The organism is Dietzia massiliensis (assembly GCF_018390595.1).
Lineage (GTDB): Bacteria > Actinomycetota > Actinomycetes > Mycobacteriales > Mycobacteriaceae > Dietzia > Dietzia massiliensis.
Genome location: NZ_JAHBAV010000011.1, coordinates 53,250 through 74,432, shown reverse-complemented (window position 1 = coordinate 74,432; position 21,183 = coordinate 53,250). Strand labels below are relative to the sequence as shown.

At 71.0% G+C, this 21,183-nt stretch carries 18 protein-coding genes and 1 tRNA gene; 13 read left to right on the top strand and 6 right to left on the bottom strand.

Annotation, left to right across the window (positions count from 1 at the left end):
• On the bottom strand, positions 1-635 hold a 635-nt coding region (sepH, locus tag KHA85_RS04950; RefSeq protein WP_213184985.1), incomplete at its 3' end, for a septation protein SepH.
• A gap of 175 nt (positions 636-810) precedes the next feature.
• Positions 811-1,935, bottom strand: a complete 1,125-nt coding sequence (serC, locus tag KHA85_RS04945) for a phosphoserine transaminase (RefSeq protein WP_213184984.1) — start codon at positions 1,933-1,935, stop codon at positions 811-813.
• Between the two features lie 89 nt (positions 1,936-2,024).
• On the opposite strand from serC, the gene pdxH reads away from it, so the two are divergent.
• From pdxH to KHA85_RS04930, 3 genes are all read left to right on the top strand, one after another.
• Positions 2,025-2,690, top strand: a complete 666-nt coding sequence (gene pdxH / locus KHA85_RS04940) for a pyridoxamine 5'-phosphate oxidase (RefSeq protein WP_213184983.1) — start codon at positions 2,025-2,027, stop codon at positions 2,688-2,690.
• A gap of 146 nt (positions 2,691-2,836) precedes the next feature.
• Positions 2,837-4,126, top strand: a complete 1,290-nt coding sequence (locus tag KHA85_RS04935; RefSeq protein ID WP_213184982.1) for a citrate synthase — start codon at positions 2,837-2,839, stop codon at positions 4,124-4,126.
• A 29-nt stretch (positions 4,127-4,155) separates the two neighbouring features.
• The gene (locus KHA85_RS04930; RefSeq protein ID WP_063974144.1) at positions 4,156-4,512 is read left to right on the top strand and encodes an FKBP-type peptidyl-prolyl cis-trans isomerase; all 357 of its coding nucleotides are present in this window, start codon (positions 4,156-4,158) and stop codon (positions 4,510-4,512) included.
• A 461-nt stretch (positions 4,513-4,973) separates the two neighbouring features.
• Here KHA85_RS04930 and KHA85_RS04925 read toward each other — a convergent pair whose 3' ends face one another.
• The gene (locus KHA85_RS04925; protein WP_213184981.1) at positions 4,974-6,890 is read right to left on the bottom strand and encodes an AMP-binding protein; all 1,917 of its coding nucleotides are present in this window, start codon (positions 6,888-6,890) and stop codon (positions 4,974-4,976) included.
• Positions 6,891-6,953: 63 nt separating this feature from the next.
• Positions 6,954-8,480: a carboxyl transferase domain-containing protein gene (locus tag KHA85_RS04920; protein WP_213184980.1), complete on the bottom strand. Its 1,527-nt coding sequence runs from the start codon at positions 8,478-8,480 to the stop codon at positions 6,954-6,956.
• A 94-nt stretch (positions 8,481-8,574) separates the two neighbouring features.
• Here KHA85_RS04920 and KHA85_RS04915 point away from each other — a divergent pair, with 94 nt between their 5' ends.
• The 5 genes from KHA85_RS04915 (at position 8,575) to KHA85_RS04895 (ending at position 13,974) form a co-directional block, all read left to right on the top strand.
• On the top strand, positions 8,575-9,321 hold the full coding sequence (locus KHA85_RS04915) for an enoyl-CoA hydratase (protein WP_213184989.1): 747 nt from the start codon (positions 8,575-8,577) through the stop codon (positions 9,319-9,321).
• 160 nt (positions 9,322-9,481) lie between these two features.
• On the top strand, positions 9,482-11,125 hold the full coding sequence (locus KHA85_RS04910; RefSeq protein WP_213184979.1) for a substrate-binding domain-containing protein: 1,644 nt from the start codon (positions 9,482-9,484) through the stop codon (positions 11,123-11,125).
• A gap of 258 nt (positions 11,126-11,383) precedes the next feature.
• Complete coding sequence (locus KHA85_RS04905) at positions 11,384-11,674, top strand: DUF485 domain-containing protein (protein WP_007627431.1); 291 nt, start codon at positions 11,384-11,386, stop codon at positions 11,672-11,674.
• Entirely contained in the window at positions 11,674-13,293 is a 1,620-nt protein-coding gene (locus KHA85_RS04900) for a monocarboxylic acid transporter (protein WP_007627429.1), read from the top strand. Before KHA85_RS04905 ends, KHA85_RS04900 begins: the two co-directional genes overlap by 1 nt.
• 111 nt (positions 13,294-13,404) lie before the next feature.
• On the top strand, positions 13,405-13,974 hold the full coding sequence (locus tag KHA85_RS04895; protein ID WP_007627427.1) for a hypothetical protein: 570 nt from the start codon (positions 13,405-13,407) through the stop codon (positions 13,972-13,974).
• 43 nt (positions 13,975-14,017) lie between these two features.
• Here the strand turns inward: KHA85_RS04895 and KHA85_RS04890 are convergent.
• Positions 14,018-14,093 (bottom strand) — tRNA-Arg (locus KHA85_RS04890).
• A 211-nt stretch (positions 14,094-14,304) separates the two neighbouring features.
• Here KHA85_RS04890 and rplM point away from each other — a divergent pair.
• The 3 genes from rplM to glmM all read left to right on the top strand — a co-directional run bounded on the left by rplM (position 14,305) and on the right by glmM (position 16,800).
• Positions 14,305-14,748, top strand: coding sequence for a 50S ribosomal protein L13 (gene rplM, locus KHA85_RS04885; protein ID WP_007627425.1), 444 nt, complete (start codon positions 14,305-14,307; stop codon positions 14,746-14,748).
• Positions 14,745-15,287: a 30S ribosomal protein S9 gene (gene rpsI, locus KHA85_RS18235; protein ID WP_007627423.1), complete on the top strand. Its 543-nt coding sequence runs from the start codon at positions 14,745-14,747 to the stop codon at positions 15,285-15,287. The genes rplM and rpsI overlap by 4 nt, the downstream gene beginning before the upstream one ends.
• 154 nt (positions 15,288-15,441) lie before the next feature.
• Positions 15,442-16,800, top strand: coding sequence for a phosphoglucosamine mutase (gene glmM / locus KHA85_RS04875; RefSeq protein WP_213184978.1), 1,359 nt, complete (start codon positions 15,442-15,444; stop codon positions 16,798-16,800).
• Positions 16,801-16,805: 5 nt separating this feature from the next.
• On the opposite strand, the gene KHA85_RS04870 is transcribed toward glmM, so the two are convergent.
• A complete protein-coding gene (locus KHA85_RS04870) occupies positions 16,806-17,678 on the bottom strand; it encodes a dienelactone hydrolase family protein (RefSeq protein WP_043566378.1) in 873 nt (290 codons plus the stop codon).
• A 73-nt stretch (positions 17,679-17,751) separates the two neighbouring features.
• Here KHA85_RS04870 and glmS point away from each other — a divergent pair, with 73 nt between their 5' ends.
• Positions 17,752-19,608 carry a glutamine--fructose-6-phosphate transaminase (isomerizing) gene (gene glmS, locus KHA85_RS04865; protein ID WP_213184977.1) on the top strand — a complete coding sequence of 619 codons (1,857 nt, stop codon included), beginning with the start codon at positions 17,752-17,754 and terminating at the stop codon, positions 19,606-19,608.
• A 21-nt stretch (positions 19,609-19,629) separates the two neighbouring features.
• Positions 19,630-21,183: a bifunctional ADP-dependent NAD(P)H-hydrate dehydratase/NAD(P)H-hydrate epimerase gene (locus KHA85_RS04860; protein WP_213184976.1), complete on the top strand. Its 1,554-nt coding sequence runs from the start codon at positions 19,630-19,632 to the stop codon at positions 21,181-21,183.

Genomic DNA, 21,183 nt, shown 5'->3' with positions numbered 1-21,183 from the left:
GGGGGGCCCGGCGGCAGCGGCGGAGGGGCCGACACCGACCGCAGTTCCGTGGCGCGCGACGGGTCCAGGATCCGCTCGGCCTCCTCGTCCAGGGCCCGCGCGGAACCCCCGTGCGAATCCGGGACGAACGACCACGTGGCGCTCGCGTCGTCGGACAAACCGGCCGGCCACGACGTGCGGACCACCCACCCGCCCGAGCGGTCCTTCCAGGCGTCCCACGTCACCAGGTCCGGATCCACGCCGCGTCGGTCCAGGGCGGCCCCCACCCGGTCGGCGAGCGTGTTGAGCGCCGGCCCGTCCGGCAGCACCGGGTGGGCGGACCGCGCCAGGTCGGCGGCGTTGGCCCGCTCGAGCAGCACGGGCACGGCGAAACCCTCGATGCGGGACAGCGGCACCCCCGCGTCGGCGGCGACCTCCTCCGGGGAGGCCCCGTGCCGGATCCGGTCCTGGATCTCACGGGGACGCAGCGTGCCGGTCACCGGCGCCCGGTCCGACCCGCCGGCCACGAACTCACCGCGCGCGGCGGCTCGGAAACGGTCGTCCAGGGGCAGGGTGAACTTCTCACCGGAGTCCGGGACCTCGCATTCGACGACCGACGACTCGGTGTCCACACCGATGATCCTCAGCTTCCGCATGCCGCCTCCTCGACTCCTCGCGGCCCCGTCGGCGGCCTGAGCTGCTCCGCTGCCCGGGGCCTGGGCGCGTTCCCACATGGTAGGGCAGCGCAGCCCACCCGGCGCGCGGACGGGCCGGGTGGGCTGCGGAAAAGTACGGGCCCGGCCGGAGGGGGCCGGCGTGCCCGGGGGCGGCTCAGGAGAGCTGGCCGACCACGTGGTCGATGCAGCGGGTCAGCTGCGTGACGTCCTCGGGCTCGATCGCCGGGAACATACCGATGCGCAACTGGTTGCGGCCCAGCTTGCGGTACGGCTCGGTGTCGACGATGCCGTTGGCGCGCAGGGTCTTGGCGACCTTCGCGGCGTCGATCTCCTCGGCCAGGTCGATGGTGCCCACGACCTGCGAGCGGTGCGAGGGCTCGGCGACGAACGGGGTGGCGTAGTCGCTGGCCTCGGCCCAGTCGTACAGACGCGAGGACGAGTCCTTGGTCCGCGCCACGGCCCAGTCCAGCCCGCCCTGGTCGTTCATCCACTCGATCTGCGAGGCGAACATCAGCAGCGTCGCCACGGCCGGCGTGTTGTACGTCTGGTTCTTGCGCGAGTTGTCCACCGCGGTGGGCAGCGACAGGAAGTCCGGGCACCAGCGGTCGGTGGCCGCGATCTCGTCGACCCGGGCGAGGGCGGCGGGGCTCATGATCGACACCCACAGGCCGCCGTCGGAGGCGAAGGACTTTTGCGGGGCGAAGTAGTAGACGTCGGCGTCCGCGATGTCGACGGGCAGGCCGCCGGCGCCGGAGGTGGCGTCGATCGCGACGAGCGCGTTCTGCGAGCCCGCCGGGCGGGACACCGGCACCATCACGCCGGTGGACGTCTCGTTGTGGGCCCAGCCGATGAGGTCGACGGACGGGTCGGAGGTCGGCTCCGGCGCCGAGCCGGGGTCGGCCGAGATGACGATCGGGTCGGCGAGGAACGGCGCGCCGCCGGTGACCTTGGCGAACTTGGAGGAGAACTCGCCGTAGGTCAGGTGCAGCGACTTCTCGCGCACCAGGCCGAACGCGGCGGCGTCCCAGAACGCGGTGGTGCCGCCGTTGCCCAGCACGACCTCGTAGCCCTCGGGGAGGGAGAACAGCGAGGACAGGCCGTCGCGCACGCGACCCACGACGTCCTTGACCGGGGCCTGGCGGTGGCTGGTGCCCATCACCGTGGTGGCGGCGTCGGCGACGGCCGAGATCTGCTCGGGGCGGACCTTGGACGGACCGCAGCCGAAGCGGCCGTCGGCGGGCTTGAGGTCGGCGGGGATGGTGGGCAGCTGATCGCTCATGCTCTTGGGATGCCGTTTCGGTGTCGTCGGGTGGGTCGTGCTCCATGGTAGTCCGGTCGGGCCCCGGGCCCGGAGTACCGTCTGGGGTCATGGAGGAACCGGTCCTGGAACCCACCGATTTCGACACCATGCGCGTCGGGTACGGCCTGCACGCGCGGCTGGACGTGGCCGACCTCGCCGGCGGGTGGTTGCCCCTGTTCACCGAGTGGTTGGACGAGGCCGGCCGGCGCGGGGTCCGCGAACCCAACGCCATGGTGCTCGGCACCGTCGGTGCCGAGGGGCGGCCGTCGACGAGGACCGTCCTGTGTAAGGGCGTCGACGAGGGCGGGGTGACGTTCTTCACGACAACGACGTCGCGCAAGGGCGTCCAGTTGGCGCAGACCGGGTACGCGTCGGTGACCTTCCCCTGGTTGATCGCCGAGCGTCAGGTGCACATCGAGGGCGCCTGCCATCCGATCGACCGGGCGGACAGCCTCGCGTACTGGCGCACCCGGCCGCGGGGGTCGCAGATCGCCGCCTGGGCGTCCGAGCAGTCGCGGCCCGCGGAGTCGGTGGCCGAGCTCGAATCCCTGTACGCGACCGCGGCGCAGCGCCTGGCCGACGTCGACGAGATCCCCATGCCCGACCGGTGGGGCGGGTACCGGGTGGTCCCGGACAGGGTGGAGTTCTGGCAGGGCGGGCCGGACCGGTTCCACGACCGCGTCGAGTGCCTCAGGGACGGCGACCGGTGGACGGCCCGTCGGCTGCAGCCCTGACGCCGGGTCGGGTCGCCGGGCCGGGTCGCCGGGGGGAGAACGGGAGAACTCCCTTCGAACCCCGAACGGCGGCCACGGTAGGGTGTGGCACAGCACATTCGTGGCGGGACTCGACCGCCGGGACCAGTCGTCGGAGAGGGAATCGCGTGACCGCAGGCTCGAACGGTTCGGACCGCAAAGCAACACTGTCCTACCCCGGCGGTGAGCTCGAACTCGACGTGGTGGAGGCGAGCTGCGGTAGTGACGCCGTGCAGCTCGGCTCGCTGTTGGCCGAGACGGGGATGACCACCCTGGACGTCGGCTTCGTCAACACGTCCGCGTGCACCTCCTCGATCACTTACATCGACGGTAACGAGGGGATCCTGCGGCACCGCGGCTACCCGATCGACCAGCTCGCCGAGAACGCCTCGTTCCTCGAGGTGTCGTACCTGCTCATCTACGGCGAGGACCCCACCGAGGCCCAGCTCGCCGAGTTCACCGACAAGGTGCTGGGCGAGACCGCGCTGCCCGGCCAGATGATGCCGCTGCTGCAGGCCTTCCCCCGCAACACCCACCCGATGCCCATCCTGTCCGCCGGCGTGAGCCTCTTCGGCACCCATGGTGACGATCTGGACATCGACGATCCCAAGGCCGTCGACCTGGCCACCGCGCGCCTGCTGGGCCGGGGTCCGACACTGGCCGCCGCGATCGACCGGATCCGCAACGGTCACGAGGCCATCGACCCGGACCCCTCGCTCGGGTACGTCCGCAACTTCTTGCGTATGACGTTCGGCCCGGACTACGAGATCACCGACGAGGTCGCCGAGGCCCTCGACATGCTTCTCGTCCTGCACGCCGATCACGAGCAGAACTGCTCCACCTCCACCGTCCGCATGGTCGGCTCCTCCGAGGCGCCGCTGTACTCCTCGATCACCGGCGGCATCAACGCCCTGTACGGTCCGCTGCACGGTGGGGCCAACCAGGCCGTCCTCGAGATGCTCGAGCGGATCGAGTCGGAGGGCGGCGACGCCACCGACTACATGGACCGTGTCAAGAACAAGGTCGACGGCGTCAAGCTCATGGGCTTCGGCCACCGCGTCTACAAGAGCTACGACCCGCGCGCCCAGATCGCCAAGAAGCACGCGCACGCGCTGCTGTCGCAGAGCAACGACCCGCTGCTCGAGATCGCGCTCAAGCTCGAGGAGACGGCGCTGGCCGACGACTACTTCGTCGAGCGCAAGCTCTACCCGAACGTCGACTTCTACACCGGCCTCATCTACCGCGCGATGGGCTTCCCGACGGACATGTTCACCGTGCTGTTCGCGCTCGGTCGCATGCCCGGGTGGATCGCCCACTGGCGCGAGATGCGCGAGGATCCCTCGACCAAGATCAACCGCCCGCGCCAGGTCTACACCGGCCCGGCCGAGCGGAGTTTCACCCCGATCAGCCAGCGCTGAACCCGGGAACCCACCCCCAGGAGAACATCATGGACAAGCCCGAGATCGACATGCCGACGGGCCCCGCGCCCACCGACCTCGTCACCGAGGACATCACGGTGGGCGACGGCGCCGAGGCGGTCGCCGGCGGTAACGTCACCGTGCACTACGTGGGGGTGGACTACGAGACCGGTGAGCAGTTCGACTCCTCCTGGGATCGCGGCGAGTCCATCACCTTCCCGCTGAACGGCCTCATCCAGGGCTGGCAGGAGGGCATTCCGGGGATGAAGGTGGGCGGACGCCGCCAGCTGGTGATCCCGCCGGACAAGGCCTACGGCACCTCTGCGGCCCTGCACCCGCTCGGTGGCAAGACCCTGGTCTTCGTGATCGACCTGCTCGACGCCTGATCGGGCGGTCCCGGAAGCCGACAGCGGCGCCCCGTCCTCCTTTCTCGGGAGGGCGGGGCGCCGTCGTCTGTCGGGATGGAGCAGGGCGACCCGCCCGCCTCCCGGCCCGCACCCACCTGGCCTGCGCCTGCTGGCACGGCCCGCGCCTGCTGACCCGGCCCGCGCCCACCGCCTGGCCCGGCCCGGTCGCAGCCCCGCGGCCGACGACCCCCGTGTGCCCGACGACCACAGCCGCCCCTCACCATGGCGTCTCGCCTGCCCCGCGGTACGCGCCAGACGCCAAGGCGAGGGGCGGCTGTAGTGCACAGCATCATCGGCGGGAGCGAGACGCCATCGGCGGGAGCGGCTGCGTGGACACGCACGGAGGCGAGACGCCATCGGCGGGAGCGAGACGCCTGGCTCGGGCGCGGATCCCCGGCCGGGCCGCGAGTCGCCCCGCCCCGGCCGGCGCGGCCTCGGGCTTACCCCGGCTGCCGCAAGTAAGGCGTGAGGGCGTCGAGGACGGCCGGGTCCTCGATCGTCGACGGCACCGCCACATCCTGCTGACCATCGGCGATCTGCCGCATCGTCTTGCGGAGGATCTTGCCCGAGCGGGTCTTGGGCAGCCCCTGGACGACCGTGCAGTCGCGGAAGGTGGCCACCGCCCCGATCTCGTCACGCACCATCGCCACCAGTTCCGACCGCAGCTCGTCGGGGTCGCGGACCTGGCCGGATTTGAGCACCACGTAGCCGACGGGGCGCTGGCCCTTGAGATGGTCCTTCACGCCGATCACCGCGACCTCCGCGACGGCGGGATGCCGGGCGATGACGGCCTCCATCCACCCCGTGGACAGCCGGTGGCCGGCGACGTTGATGACGTCGTCGGTCCGACCCATCACGAAGACGTAGCCGTCCTCGTCGATGTACCCGCCATCACCCGTGGAGTAGTAACCCTCGAAGACGGACATGTACGAGGAGACGAATCTCTCGTCGTCCTCCCAGAGGCCCGCCAGCGTGCCCGGGGCCATGGGCAGCTTGATGGCCAGGTTCCCCTCCTCGCCGGGTGGCAGGGGCGTGCCGTCTTCGTCGAGTACGTGCAGGTCGTACCCGGGGACCGCAACGGTGGGGGAGCCGGGCTTGATCGGCATCGGCTCCAGGCCGCGGAGGTTGGAGGCGATCGGCCAGCCCGTCTCGGTCTGCCACCAGTTGTCGACAACAGGCTTGCCGAGGTTGTCGGTGGCCCACTGGTAGGTGTCCGGATCGAGACGCTCGCCGGCGCAGAACAGAGTGCGCATGGCCGACAGGTCGTACTTCCCGATCTCGAGGCCCTCGGGATCCTCCTTGCGAATCGCGCGCACGGCGGTCGGAGCCGTGAACAGTGCGACCGCGCGGTGCTCGGAGGCCACGCGCCAGAACGCCCCGGCATCAGGGGTGCCGACGGGCTTGCCCTCGTAGATCACTGACGTCGCGCCGACCAGTAGGGGCGCGTAGACGATGTAGGAGTGGCCGACCACCCAGCCCACGTCCGAGGCGGTCCACCACACGTCGCCCGGCCGGATGCCGTAGACGTTCCACATCGACCACGCGAGCGCGACGGCATGTCCGCCGTTGTCGCGGACCACGCCCTTGGGCAGCCCGGTCGTTCCGGAGGTGTAGAGGATGTACAGGGGATCGGTGGCCTTCACCGGGACCGGCGCCGCCGGTTCGGAGTCGGCGACGGCGTCATCCCAGTAGCTCCAGGTGGTCCCCGGGGTGTCGGGGAACGCCATGTCGGGGAACTGGTCGTGACGCGGGGCCACGATGACGGCCCCGGGGCTGTGGCGGGTGAGCTCGAGCGCCTTGGCGACCATGGGGAAGTAGGGCACCTTGCGCGTCGGCTCGATGCCGCCGTGGGACGTGACGATCACCTTGGGGCGGGCGTCGTCGATCCGGATCGCCAACTCGGGTGCGGCGAATCCGCCGAAGACAACGGAGTGGACGGCGCCGAGCCGGGCGCACGCGAGCATCGCCACGGCGGCACGGGGGACCATCGGCATGTAGATGACGACCCGGTCGCCGCGTCCTACGCCCTCCGCGGCGAGCGCGCCCGCGAACTCCTCGACCTGCTTCAGTAACTGGGCGTAGGTGATGGTCTCCTTGACCCCGGTGACCGCCGAGTCGTAGATGAACGCGGCCTGCTCGCCCCGCCCGGCGGCGACGTGCCGGTCGACGCAGTTGTACGACGTGTTCAGCTCACCGTCGGGGAACCACCGGTAGAAGGGTGGACGGGATCCGTCGACCGCCGTCGTGGGGGTCGTGGTCCAGTCGATGTCCCCGGCGACGTCCAACCAGAAGGCGTCGGGATCGCTGATCGAGAGCCGGTGGGCGGCGTCGTAGGTCGAGGTCGTCGAGTCCGACATCGGGTATTTCCCCTCACGTACGGCAGCGGGCCCGCCGACCGTGCCGACGGGTTGTGACAGGCTTCACTCTAATGCGAGGCCAAGCTCGCGATACCGCATCATCCGCTCGGCGTACCTCCGCTCAGGGGGACGTCGGCGGACCTCGAGTAGAGCGGACGCGACCGCGTCGGCCATCCGGTCGCAGAACGCCTCCGGCTCGTCCGCGGCGTCGGGACGTTCGGGGACGACCACGTCCACGATCCCGGCCTCCAGCAGGTCGGCAGAGGTGATGCCCTGCGACCGGGCGACCTCAGGGGCGCGGCTGGTCTCGTGGTGGAGGATCGCGCTCGCGCCCTCCGGCGGCAGTGGGGCGAGCCACCCGTGACGTGCGCACAGGACCCTGTCGGCGGGGAGCAGGGCGAGAGCGGCGCCGCCGGTGCCCTGCCCCAGGATCACGGAGACGGTCGGAGTCGGCAGGGTGACGAGGTCTGCCAGACTCCTGGCGATCTCACCCGCTAGTCCGCCCTCCTCCGCCTCCCGAGACAGAGCCGCGCCGCGGGTGTCGATGAGCAGGACCAGTGGGACCCCCATCTCAGCGGCGATGCGCATTCCGCGGCGTGCCGACCTCAACGCGGACGGCCCGAGCGGGCTCTTCTCGTTCTCCGCGTCCCGGTCCTGCGCCAGCACGACGGCGGACTGGCCACGGAACCGGACCAGCGACAACAGGAGGGATCCGCTGTCCTCGCCCTGACCGGTGCCGGACAATGGCACCCGGTCGGGCGACACGCGGTCGAGGAAGGCGCGCGCGCCGGGGCGGTCCGGGCGCCTCGACCGGGTGATGGCGTCCCAGGCATCCGGGGGTAGGCCGTCGTCGGACTCCGGCTCCGGGACCGGCCCGTGGGGCGGCGCCGGCTCGTCGTCCGATGGCGGGTCCTGGCACAGCACCCGCAGGGCACGGGCGGTGAGGTCACGGAGTCCCTCCGGCGGGAGCACACCGTCGATCATCCCGCGTCGCGCGAGGTTCTCGGAGACCTGGACCCCGTCCGGGAAGGGTGCGTCGTAGAGCGCCTCGTATACGCGGGGCCCGAGGAAGCCGATGAGCGCGCCGGGTTCGGCCACCGACACGTGACCGAGCGACCCCCACGACGCGAACACCCCGCCGGTCGTCGGGTGCCGCAGGTAGACGAGGTAGGGGAGCCCGGCGTTCTTGTGTCCGGCCACAGCGGCGGAGATCTTGACCATCTGGAGGAACGCGATCGTCCCCTCCTGCATCCGCGTACCGCCCGAGGTGGGGGAGGCGAGGATCGGGAGCCCTTCGGCCGTCGCCCGCTCGATCGCTGAGACGATCCGCTCGGCGGCGGCGATCCCGATCGACCCGGCGAGGAAGTCGAACTCGCACGCGATGATCACGACCCGGCGGCCCAGTAGGGTGCCCTCGCCGGTGATGACCGACTCGTCGACCCCCGACTTCTCGGCCGCCCGCTGGAGTGCCTCCTCGTACCCGGGCATCGCGTCGACCTGTGGCGGGCGGACCGGGGCGTCGTCCCAGGACCGGAAGGAGCCGTCGTCGAGGACCATGTCGAGGATCTGCAGAGCTCCGATGCGCGCCATGACCGCATCGTACGGTGGGGCACCTACCAGCGGGTATCGTGAGGGTAAGGGTGCACTGCCGTACCCCCGTCACGCAGAGGAGCCCTCCGCCGCCATGATCGTCAGCCGCAGGGACGGCGCAGTCGTCGTCATCACCATCGACCGTCACGAGATCCGCAACGCGCTCGACGCCGAGGTGTGCACCGCCCTGCGCGAGGCCGTCGAGGCCGCCGGCGCGGAGGCCGACGCCGAGGATCCCGTCCGCGCGATCGTCATCACCGGAGCGGGAACCGCGTTCTGCGCGGGCGCCGATCTGTCCGGCGGGGTGTACAACTCCGATTTCTACGACGCACACGCCGGGATGCTCCGTGCCGTGGAGTCGGTCCCGGTCCCCGTCATAGCCGCCGTCAACGGTCCGGCTGTCGGTGCGGGCGTGCAGCTCGCACTGGCGGCGGATCTGCGGGTGGTGGCGCCCGGCGCAGTCTTCACCGTGCCCGTCGTGAAGGTGGGACTGGCGCTGGACAACTGGACCATCAAGCGGTTGGCCAACGTCGTGGGCGGCGGCCACGCCCGCTCGGTGCTCATGACCGCCCGCCCCGTCGGTGCGGAGGAGGCCGCCCGGATCGGCCTGGCCAACGAGATCGGCGACGTCGAGGCGGCCATGGAGCTGGCCGCCGAACTCTCGCGGTTCGCACCGCTGAGTCTGCGGCACATCAAGACCGTGATCAACGACGACGACGCCCGGCTGCTCCCGCGGGAGGAGCACACCGAACTCCAGTTGCGCGCGTGGAGCAGCGAGGACATGGCCGAGGCGCGGGCCGCCCGCGCCGAGAAGCGGCCGCCCGTCTTCCGGGGGCGCTGAACCGCTCCACCGCAGGTGACGCAGGCCGCCGTGGCGCCCCACGTACGGGCACCGCGGGCCGACCGGCCCGGGTACGATTCTCCGCGCCCGACCCGGATCCGCGCGACGTGGGCGTCTGGCACGGCCCCGGGTATCGCATGACCGGGGGGGAGCGTCACCGATGGCCAGGCACAGCGCATCGCCGCAGAACGGCAACCCGACGGCCCGGAGGGTCGTCCTCGTGGGAGCGGTGATCGTCGCCGTCGTGCTCGTGGTGGGTCTGGTGGTCTCCGGGCTGTCGAGGGCCGGTGTCGCCGGCTTCTGCGGGGCGGAACCGCGGATCAGCGTGGCAGCCGAGCCCGACATCGTCGAGCACGTCCGGGTCCTGGCGGAGCACGCCGACGGCTGTCACGCCTTCGACGTGGAACCGGTGTCCTCCGCGGACATGGCCACCCGCACCGTCTCGCGGGAGGCGCTACCGGACATTTGGGTGCCGGACTCCGCCGTGCGTCTCGCCCAGATGTCCCAGGACGTGCAGATCCCGTTCGAGACGGTCCTCAACTCCCTCGCGTCGACCCCTGTGGTCATCGCTTCCCGTGACGCCCCGATCGACATGTCGACGTGGACCTCGGCGCTCGCCACCCCGGGGCTGATGATGGGTGACCCGGTCCGGTCCGGCGTCGCGGACGCGCCGATCCTCGCCGCGACGTCGGAGGTCGAGATGCTGCGGTCGGCTCCGGAGGCGCTGGGGGCCTCGATGGCGATGTTGGCCCAGGGGCAGATGAGTCGGATGGAGGTCCCGCCGACCTCCCGGGAGATGCTCGACAGGGTGATCGCCGGCGGCGGCGCGGCGATCGTGACGGAGCGGGACGCGGTGCTCGCGCAGCGGGCGGCGCCAGACTCGGGCTTGGAACTTCACGCGCCCGCCACCGGGGCGGTCTTCCTGACCTATCCGGTGGCCGTGACGACCCAGGACCCTACGCGCCGGGCCGAGGTGTCCGGGGCCGCCGAGGCACTCCGGGACGCCACCGCTGCGCCCGCTGTCGTCGACGGGCTCTCCCGGGACGGTTTCCGGACCGCCTTCCGGGCGCCGCTCGCCGAGAGTGCGGGAGTGGGCGGGGCCGAGGCGCTCGTCGTCCGGGACGCGAACCGGGTCCACAGTGCGCTACGGCACTGGCGGCTCCTGGCGATGCCGGGCCGGTCCCTCGTCCTGGTGGACACGTCGGGTTCGATGGGCTTCGTGGTTCCCGGCACGGACCGCACCCGCATCCAGGCGCTCGTCGAGACGGCGGGCGCGGGGCTCGGCCAGTTCCCCGACGACGCGGAGCTCGGACTGTGGGCGTTCGGCGGTGCCGCCGGGAGCGACGGGCTCCCGTACGCGGAGGTCGCCGCACTGCAGCGCCTCGACGCGGCGGCTCCCGGGGGCACGCACCGTGCCGCGCTGGGAGGCGCGTTGGCCTCGCTGCCCGGGATGGTGGGTGGTGGCACCGACCTCTATCGTTCCGTGCTCGACGCCTACGCCATGGTGCGCTCGGGGTACGACCCGAACATGGTCAACTCGATCATCGTAATCTCCGACGGGGCGGACGACGCGACCTCGGACATCGGAGCGGACGAGTTCTTCGCCCGGCTCGATGAGATGGTGGACCCGTCCCGCCCCGTCATCATGGTGACGGTGAGCCTTCTGGACGAGAGCAGTTCGGGCACCCTCGCGCAGATCGCGGAGGCTACCGGCGGCAGCAGCCATGTCGCCCGCACTCCGGAAGAGATCGTCCGGGTATTCGCGGAGGCGGTGGGGCGCCGCGGCTCCTCCGCTCAGCCGTAGCCCCGTAGGGAGGTAAGTGCTACCCGCCGACGGGGGTGGCGCCACCCGCGGTTTCGGCTCGTCATAAGAGTTCGCCGACGGTCTCTCCGCAATCTTCTGTGTCACATGTCACACTTCCCCGGTCAGTGTCTGTGAAGCGCATCACTACAGGGGTGTGCTGACGAGAACCCGAAACGGAGGACCTCCGTGTCCCAACCAACCGAACCGCCGGCGGGGGGAGCATCGCGACGAACCCCGGATGCGGCGGAATTCACGGCGATGCAGGCCAGCCCCGCCTTCCAGGATCTGCGCAGCAAGTTCAGGGCGTTCGTGTTCCCCATGACGATCGCCTTCCTCGTCTGGTACTTCCTCTACGTGATCCTGGCCGTCTACGCGACGGACTTCATGGGGACCAAGGTGTTCGGGAACATCACCTGGGGTCTGATCATCGGCCTGGGGCAGTTCGTGACGACCTTCCTCATCACCTTCCTGTACATCCGCTTCGCCAACCGTGAGATCGATCCGCGCGCGGAGTCCATCCGCCTCGAACTGGAAGGTGGGGTCGCCTGATGGACTGGCTGATCAACATCAACGAACTCGCGCCGGGTGAGCAGGTCGGCAGCACCCTCCTCAACATGGCGGTGTTCGCCGTCTTCATCGTCATCACGATGACCCTGGTGCTGAGGGCGTCGAAGTCGACCAAGTCGACCAAGGACTTCTACACGGGCGGCTCGAGCTTCACCGGCCCGCAGAACGGCTTCGCGATCGCCGGCGACTACCTCTCGGCGGCCTCCTTCCTCGGTATCGCCGGCGCCATCGCGATCAACGGCTACGACGGCTTCCTGTACTCGATCGGCTTCCTCGTCGCCTGGCTCGTGGCACTCATGCTCGTGGCCGAGTTGATGCGCAACACGGGCCGGTTCACGATGGCCGACGTGCTCAGCTTCCGACTCAACCAGCGGCCCGTCCGCATGGCGGCCGCGCTGGCCACCCTCGCGGTGTGTCTGTTCTATCTGATCGCCCAGATGGCCGGCGCCGGCGGTCTCGTCGCCCTGCTCCTGAACATCGACGACTCCACGGGGCAGTCGATCGTCGTGGCCGTCGTCGGCATCCTGATGATCGTCTACGTTCTCGTCGGGGGCATGAAGGGCACCACCTACGTCCAGATGGTCAAGGCCGTCCTGCTCGTCGGCGGTGTGCTGATCATGTGTCTCCTCGTCCTGATCGCCGTCCGAGGCAATTTCTCCGCGCTCCTCGGAGAGGCCGTGGCCAACTCGGGCAAGGATCTTCTGCAGCCGGGTCTGCAGTACGGCGCCACCGAGACCAGCAAGCTCGACTTCGTCTCGCTGTCGATCGCCCTGGTCTTCGGCACCGCGGGGCTGCCGCACGTGCTCATGCGCTTCTACACCGTGCCGACGGCGAAGGAGGCCCGTCGGTCGGTGACCTGGGCGATCGCGCTCATCGGCGGCTTCTACCTGTTCACCCTCGTCCTCGGCTTCGGTGCCGCGGCGATGGTCGGACCCGAGGTCATCGAGAACGCCCCCGGGGGTGTGAACTCGGCGGCGCCGCTGCTCGCGTTCGCGCTGGGCGGTGAGATCTTCCTCGGCATCATCTCGGCGGTCGCGTTCGCGACCATCCTCGCCGTGGTGGCCGGACTCGCCATCACCGCCTCCGCCTCGTTCGCGCACGACATCTACAACGGCGTGATCAAGCACGGCCAGGCGACCGAGCAGTCGCAGCTGCGGGTCTCCCGGATCACGGTGGTCGTGATCGGCATCGTGTCGATCATCATGGGCATCGGCGCGATGGGGCAGAACATCGCCTTCCTCGTGGCCCTCGCCTTCGCGATCGCCGCCTCGGCGAACCTGCCGACGATCCTCTACTCGCTGTTCTGGAAGCGGTTCAACACCACCGGCGCGCTGTTCTCCATGTACGGCGGCCTGATCAGCACCCTGGTGCTCATCGCGCTCTCGCCGGCGGTCTCCGGCAGCGAGAAGTCGATGATCTCGAGCGTCGACTTCTCCCTGTTCCCGCTCTCCAACCCGGGCATCGTGTCGATCCCCCTGGCGTTCCTGCTGGGCATCGTCGGGACGTTCATCGGCAAGAAGGACGAGTTCCCGCAGAAGCGCGTGGAGATGGAGGTCCGCTCGCTCACCGGTGTCGGTGTGGAGAAGACCATCTCGCACTGACCCGGACCCTCGCCGGCCCGCCCGACCGTCGCCGGACGGTCGGGCGGGCCTCGTCGTGCCCGCCGAGGGACTACCCTCGGTGGGCACCACACCGATTCGGAGGCGGTAGAGATGTATCCCGGACAGGACGACCACACCCGACGCATGGGGCAGCAGCCCGACTCGCGTGCCTACTCGCGGATGAGCGGCGACCGGGCGTACGACCCCGCCTACGACGACGGCTACGGCGCCGAGGGCGGCTACGACGACGGCTATGTGGAACCCCGCCAACCCCGCCGCGGGCCCGCGATCGACGTGGGGAAATTCGTCGGCAGCGTGGCCGCCACCGCACTGGTCGCGGCCATCGCGGGGTGGCTGATCGCCTGGGTTGTGGACGCCGTGTTCTCCCGCTTCGGCCACCAGTGGGCCAACGGCGGGAACACCCCGACGATGTACGCCGTCTACGGCGCCGTCGCGGCGATCCTCGCCGGGCTGCTCTGGTATCTGCTACTGATCGGCACCGCCAATCCCCAGCAGTTCTACTCCTGGACGGTGGGGCTGCTCATCGTGGCGGCCGTGGCGTTGCCGCTGCTGGTGACCGTGCCGTTCCTCGACGGGCTCGCGGCCGCGATCGTGCACTTGTTCATCGGACTGCCGATCCTCGCGCTGACGAGCGCCTTCTCGGCCACACTCAGGCGCTGACGTCCCGCCGGGCCCGGGACGCTGGCGCGGCCCGGGCCACCAATGGTGCCCCCGAGAGGAATCGAACCTCCGACACCGGCTTTAGGAGAGCCGTGCTCTATCCACTGAGCTACGAGGGCGGGAACCGGGGAGAGTCTAACCGATGGGCGCTCCGTCGTGATCGGCGACTTGGAGTGGGCGCCCGTCGGACGGTACTGTTGACCGTCGGCGTCCATGTCGTCTCCTTCATCGGAGACGGTGGACCGCCTCGCACGGGTCACCACCGGCCGCCGTACGAGGGGGAGGGCGCCTGCCGGCCGGCAGCCCACTAGACAGACAGAGGTATTGCCTGTGTCCACGTACACCCCCAAGCCCGGGGACGTGACGCGCGCCTGGTATGTCATCGACGCCACCGACGTGGTGCTCGGTCGACTCGCCGTCCAGGTCGCCAACATCCTCCGTGGCAAGCACAAGCCGCAGTTCGCCCCGAACGCCGACACCGGCGACTTCGTCATCATCATCAACGCCGACAAGGTCGCGATCTCGTCCAACAAGCGTGACCGCGTGGTGCAGCACCGCCACTCCGGTTTTCCCGGTGGGCTGAAGTCGCAGACCCTGGGCAAGGCCATGGACACGCGCCCCGACCGCGTCGTCGAGAAGGCCGTCAAGGGCATGCTGCCGAGCAACAAGCTCGGTCGTGCCGTCGCCTCCAAGCTCAAGGTGTACGCGGGTCCCGATCACCCGCACGCCGCCCAGCAGCCCGTGCCCTTCGAGATCAAGCAGGTGGCCCAGTGACCGACGAGAACATCACCCCCGAGGCCGAGGTCGCCGACGACGTGGTGGCGGATCTCGCCGCCGAGGTCGCCGAGGACTACAGCGAGGCCGACTACGCCGGTGGCACCGACTTCGTCGCCGACGCCGACGCCCAGTTCGCTCCCGTCGTCTCCTCCGGCCCGGCCCAGGCCGTCGGCCGCCGCAAGGAGGCCGTCGCCCGCGTCCGCCTGCTGCCCGGCTCCGGCCAGTTCACCCTCAACGGGCGGTCCCTCGAGGACTACTTCCCGAACAAGGTGCACCAGCAGCTCGTCAAGTCGCCGCTCGTGCTGGTCGAGCGCGAGGAGCAGTTCGACATCGTGGCGCTGCTCCACGGTGGCGGCCCCTCGGGTCAGGCCGGCGCGCTGCGTCTGGCCATCGCCCGGGCGCTGACCCAGTACTCGCCGGACGATCGCCCGGCGCTCAAGAAGGCGGGCTTCCTGACGCGTGACGCCCGCGCGGTCGAGCGCAAGAAGGCCGGCCTCAAGAAGGCCCGTAAGGCCCCGCAGTACTCGAAGCGCTGATCCCCCAGGATCACGACACCAGAGCAGGTTCCCGCGACGCGGGGGCCTGCTCTGGTCCATTTGCCGAGTGCGCGACCGGGCGAGGTTATCCTGACCCGGGCGTTCCCGATCCGCCCCGCGACGGCGACCACACGACCCCGGAGGACTACACGACATGACGCGACTGTTCGGCACCGATGGGGTCCGTGGGCTCGCCAACCGGACCCTTACCGTTGACCTCGCGGTCCGGCTCGGTGCGGCGGCCGCCGCGGTCCTCGCCACCGAGACCGGGCCCGTGCCCGACCGTGCGGGCGCGCGCCCGCTGGCGGTCGTGGGTCGTGACCCGCGCGTCTCGGGAGAGATGCTGGAGGCCGCGCTCGCGGCGGGGCTGGCCAGTCAGGGCGTCGACGTCCTGCTGGTCGGTGAGGTGCCGACCCCGGCTGTGGCCCACCTGACGGACCGTCATGACGCCGCGCTCGGCGCCGTCATCTCCGCCTCGCACAACGCCATGCCGGACAACGGCATCAAGTTCTTCGCCGCGGGCGGGCACAAGCTCGGTGACGAGGTCGAGGACCGAATCGAGGCCGCGCTCACCGAGGGCGCCATCACCGGGCCGACCGGGTCGGCGATCGGCCGGATCTCACGTGCGACCCCCGAGGACGCCCTGGACAGCTACGTCGGCCATCTGCTCAGCGCCACGCCGGCCCGGCTGGACGGGCTCCGTGTCGTCGTCGACTGCGCCAACGGCGCCGCCAGCGTGGCCGCACCGCGCGCCTACCGCGAGGCGGGTGCGACGGTGATCGAGATCCACGCCAGCCCCGACGGCTACAACATCAACGACAATTGCGGTTCCACCCACCTCGACGACGTCCGTGCCGCGGTCCTCGAGCACGGCGCCGACCTCGGTCTCGCCCACGACGGGGACGCCGACCGCTGCCTCGCGGTGGACTCGAGCGGCGAGGTCGTCGACGGGGACCAGATCATGGCGATCCTGGCCCTGGCCATGAGGGACGCCGGCGAGCTCACGGGTAACGCTCTCGTCGCGACCATCATGAGCAACCTCGGTCTCAAAGTGGCGATGCGGGAAGCCGGCATCGAGGTGACCGAGACCAAGGTCGGCGACCGGTACGTCCTCGAGCGCCTCCGCGAGGGCGGATACAGCCTCGGCGGCGAGCAGTCCGGTCACCTCGTCCTGCCCGCGCACGCGACCACCGGGGACGGCGTCCTCACCGGGCTGCGCATCATGGCGCGGATGGCCGAGACGGGCAGGTCGCTCGCCGAGCTGGCCTCCGTGATGACAGTGCTGCCCCAGATCCTCATCAACGTGCCGGTCGAGGACAAGGCCGCCGTCGTGGCGTCCCCGGCGGTCGGCGACGCGGTCGCCGCCGAGGAACTGCGGCTCGGCGCCACCGGCCGCGTCCTGCTGCGCCCCTCGGGGACCGAGCACCTGGTCCGCGTCATGGTCGAGGCCGAGGACGCGGACCTGGCCCGCGAGGTCGCCGAGCGGCTCGCGGGCGTCGTCGTCGCCGTCTGACCCGCTCAGCCGCCGGTGAAGGACTTGAACAGCTTGAGCAACGGCGGCGTGGTGGCCAGCGGGTCGTCCCCCGGCTCCTCCAGCATCTCGTCCGTCACGGGGACCGCGTCCTTGAACCCGACCCCGGGATCCGCGAACGCGGCATAGGTGTCGTCGCCGGCGAGCGTGGCAAGCAGGTAGCCGGCCAGCAGCGGCCGCACGGTCCGATGCGTGCGGCGGTCGGGGTCCGCCAGGCCGATCCGCTCGATCAGCGCGTTGCGCTCGACCAATCCGCCCTCGATCGCCTTGTCCAGTCGCCGGTGCACGAGATCGCCCCGCCACGCGAGGTGTAGAGCCCGCGCGTCCTCGGCGTGGACACCGCCGCCGGCGGACAGCAGCAGTGCGGGGGAGTCGATCGTCATCGCCCGGTCCGCGGCCGACGGGACCGTCTCGGTGGGGAAGACCATCGCGACGGCGTCGATGTCGGTGCGCTGGGACGCCAGCAGCGCGGACACGCCCGCGCCGAGGCCGTGACCGGCCAGGCCGATACGCCGCGGATCCGCGCGGACCGACCCTCGACCGAGGGTGGCCTCGAGGGTGTCCTCGATCGCCGCGGACAGGTGGTCCGCGTAGTGCTGGTGGTTCGGGCGCAACCCGAGATCAGTGGCCGGAGCCACCACGACGAATCCCCACGACGCGAGGTGCTTGAGGGTGTCGACGTAGTGATGCGGCCCCCGGGTCCAGTCGTGGGCCCATCCCACGACGGGCGCGGGAGACGGGGCGTCGCGCGGGACGTAGACGACGCCGGGGGTACCGGTGAACCCGAGGTCACCCCTGTCGACGGCGTGGGGTCCGCGTCGGCCCACCCTGGCGTGCAGTTCCTTGGTCTTCTTGGCCACGATGGCCACAGTATCGCCTCACGAGCGCGGAGGGTGCCTGGGCTGTCGGACCTCGCGGTTACACTTAGCGCCCATGTGCGGAATCGTCGGTTATGTCGGGCATCGCCCCGCCCTCCCAGTCGTCGTCGAGGCCCTGCGGCGGATGGAGTACCGCGGCTACGACTCGGCGGGCGTCGCCGTGCTCGACGGCTCGGGGGCCTCCCGGGTCGAGAAGAAGGAAGGCAAGCTCGCCAACCTCGAGGCCGCGCTCGCGGCCGCGGGTGAGGGCGGCTTCCCGGGCTCGACCGGTATCGGTCACACCCGGTGGGCGACGCACGGCCGTCCGAGTGACCACAACGCCCACCCGCACGTCTCCGGCGATGTCGCGATCGTGCACAACGGCATCATCGAGAACTTCGCTCCGCTCCGCGCCGAGCTCGAGGCCGCGGGCGTCGAGCTCGAGTCGGACACCGACTCGGAGGTCGCGGCCCACCTGTTGCGTCGGGAGATGGAGTCGGGTGCCAGTGGCGGGGACTTCGTGGCCGCGTGCCGCACGGTGCTCCGTCGCCTCGAGGGCGCCTTCACTCTGGTCTTCAGCCATGCCGCCCACCCGGACGTCCTCGTGGCCGCGCGGCGCTCGACCCCGCTCGTGCTGGGCGTCGGCGAGGGTGAGATGTTCCTGGGGTCCGACGTCGCGGCGTTCATCGAGCACACCCGTGACGCCATCGAGCTGGGTCAGGACAACGTCGTGGTCCTGCGCGCGGACTCGTACGAGATCACCGACTTCGCCGGCGAGCCCTCCGAGGGGCGTCCCTTCTACATCGACTGGGATCTGGCCGCCGCCGAGAAGGGCGGCTACGACTACTTCATGCTCAAGGAGATCGCCGAGCAGCCCGGGGCGGTCGCCGACACGCTGCTGGGTCACTTCCAGGACGGTCGCATCGTGCTGGACGAGCAGCGGATGAGCGATCAGGACCTGCGCGACATCGACAAGGTGTTCATCGTGGCCTGCGGCAGTGCCTACCACTCGGGCATGGTCGCCAAGTACGCGATCGAGCACTGGACCCGGCTCCCATGCGAGGTCGAGATCGCCTCGGAGTTCCGCTATCGCGACCCGGTCCTGGACCGTTCCACGCTCGTGGTGGCCATCTCGCAGTCCGGCGAGACCGCGGACACCCTCGAGGCGGTCCGTCACGCCAAGGCCCAGAAGGCCCGTGTCCTGGCGGTGTGCAACACCAACGGTTCGCAGATTCCGCGGGAGGCCGACGCCGTCCTGTACACGCATGCCGGCCCGGAGATCGGTGTCGCCTCCACCAAGGCGTACCTCGCGCAGATCACGGCCAACTACCTGGTCGGTCTCGCGCTCGCGCAGGCTCGCGGCACCAAGTACCCGGACGAGGTGGCGGCCGAGTTCCGTCAGCTCGAACGCATGCCCGAGGACATCCAGAAGGTCGTCGACTCCCTGGGCCCGGTCCGGGGGATCGCCCGCGAGCTCGCCGGCTCCAAGTCGGTGCTGTTCCTCGGCCGCCACGTGGGGTACCCGACGGCACTGGAGGGCGCGCTCAAGCTCAAGGAGCTGGCGTACATGCACGCCGAGGGGTTCCCGGCAGGCGAGCTCAAGCACGGTCCGATCGCCCTTATCGAGGAGGGTATGCCGGTCTTCATCGTGATGCCGCCGGTCGAGGGTCGCGGGGTCCTCCACTCCAAGCTGGTGAGCAACATCCAGGAGATCCGGGCGCGCGGTGCGCGGACCATCGTGATCGCCGAGGAGGGCGACGAGGTGGCCCGGCCCCTCTCGGACTACTTCATCCCGATCCCGGCCTCGACCACTCTGCTCCAGCCGCTGCTGGCCACCATCCCGTACCAGGCCTTCGCCGCCGAGGTCGCCGCCGCGCGCGGGTACGACGTGGACAAGCCCCGCAATCTCGCCAAGTCCGTCACGGTGGAGTGACCCGCCCGCGGTAGGCAGATCATGAGGCGCGCCCATCCCGTCGAGGTCATCCGCGCCGCGGAACGTCCGCTCATCGAGGCGGCCGCCGCGGCCGGGGACCCCGACGCGGTGATGCGGCGCGCGGCGGCGGGCGTCGCCCACCACACCGCGGCGCTGTTGCGTGAGCGCACCGGCGGCGTCTACGGCCGCTCCGTGCTGCTGCTGGTGGGCAGCGGTGACAACGGCGGGGACGCCCTGTACGCGGGCGCGATCCTGCGTGGCCGCGGGTGCCGCGTGGAGGCCGTTCTGCTGAGCCCGGACCGCGTGCACGAACGTGGTCTCGCCGCCCTGCGCCGCGCGGGCGGGCGGGTGCGCGGCGCGGAGACCGTGGGCTCCCACGTACCCGTCCCCGATGTCGCCGTCGACGGTGTGGTGGGTCTGAACGGCAGGGGACCGCTGCGTGACCCGGCGGGAGCGATCGTCCGGGGCTTGACGGCGGCCGGCGTGCCGTGGGTGGCGGTGGACCTGCCCAGCGGGATCGACGCCGACACGGGCACCGTCCACGAGCCGCATGTGCGGGCGGCGCTCACCGTCACCTTCGGGATGCTGCGCCGCGCGCACCTGCTCGCCTCGCCGGAGTGCGGCCGCGTCGAGCTGGTGGACATCGGCCTGACCGAACCGCCGGCCGGGCCGGCGGCCGTGCGGTGCCCGGACCCCGCCGAGGTGGGGCGCCACTGGCCGGTGCCGGGGCTCGACGACGACAAGTACACGCAGGGCGTTGTGGCGGTGCGCGCCGGGTCCGAGCGGTACCCGGGTGCGGCGGTCCTGTGCGTGTCGGCTGCGGTGACGGCCACGTCCGGGATGGTGCGGTACGTGGGGTCGGGGGCGGACGCGGTGCTGGCCGCCCGCCCCGAGGTGGTGTGCCACCCGACGGTCGCCGACGCGGGTCGTGCACAGGCGTGGATCGTGGGACCCGGCGGCGGGACCGGGCCGGACGCGGTGGCGGACATCGACGCGGTCCTCGCGGAGGGGCGGCCGACGGTGCTCGACGCGGACGCCCTCACCTGCGTCGCCACCCACCCGGTCCTGCTGCGGAGCGCCGCCGCGCCGGTGCTGCTCACCCCGCACGCCGGCGAGTTCGACCGGCTCACCGGCGGGTGGGACCGCGGCGACCGCCCCGGCGCGCTGCGCCGGTACGTCGCGGGGCTGCGGGACCGTGGGATCGAGGCGACGGTGCTGCTTAAGGGACGTGTCACCCTGGTCGACGACGGCGAGACGACGTTCGCGGTGGACTCCGGTTCCTCCTGGGCCGCGACGGCCGGTTCGGGCGATGTGCTGTCCGGGATCGTGGGCGCGTTGCTCGCGAGCGGCAGGGCGGCGTACGGATCTCCGGCGTGGCCGGCGGTCGAGGCGGCGACGGTGCACGGGGAGGCCGCGCGCCGGGCGGCGCACCGACACACCGTGGGCGCGGGCGGTGCTCACGGGGGCCCGGGCGCGCCGATCGGTGCATCCGACCTGCTGGCCGCGATACCGGGGGCGATCTCGGCGCTGCGGGGGAGGGAATCGCTGCCCGCCGGCGCTTTTTGGCAGAATTGA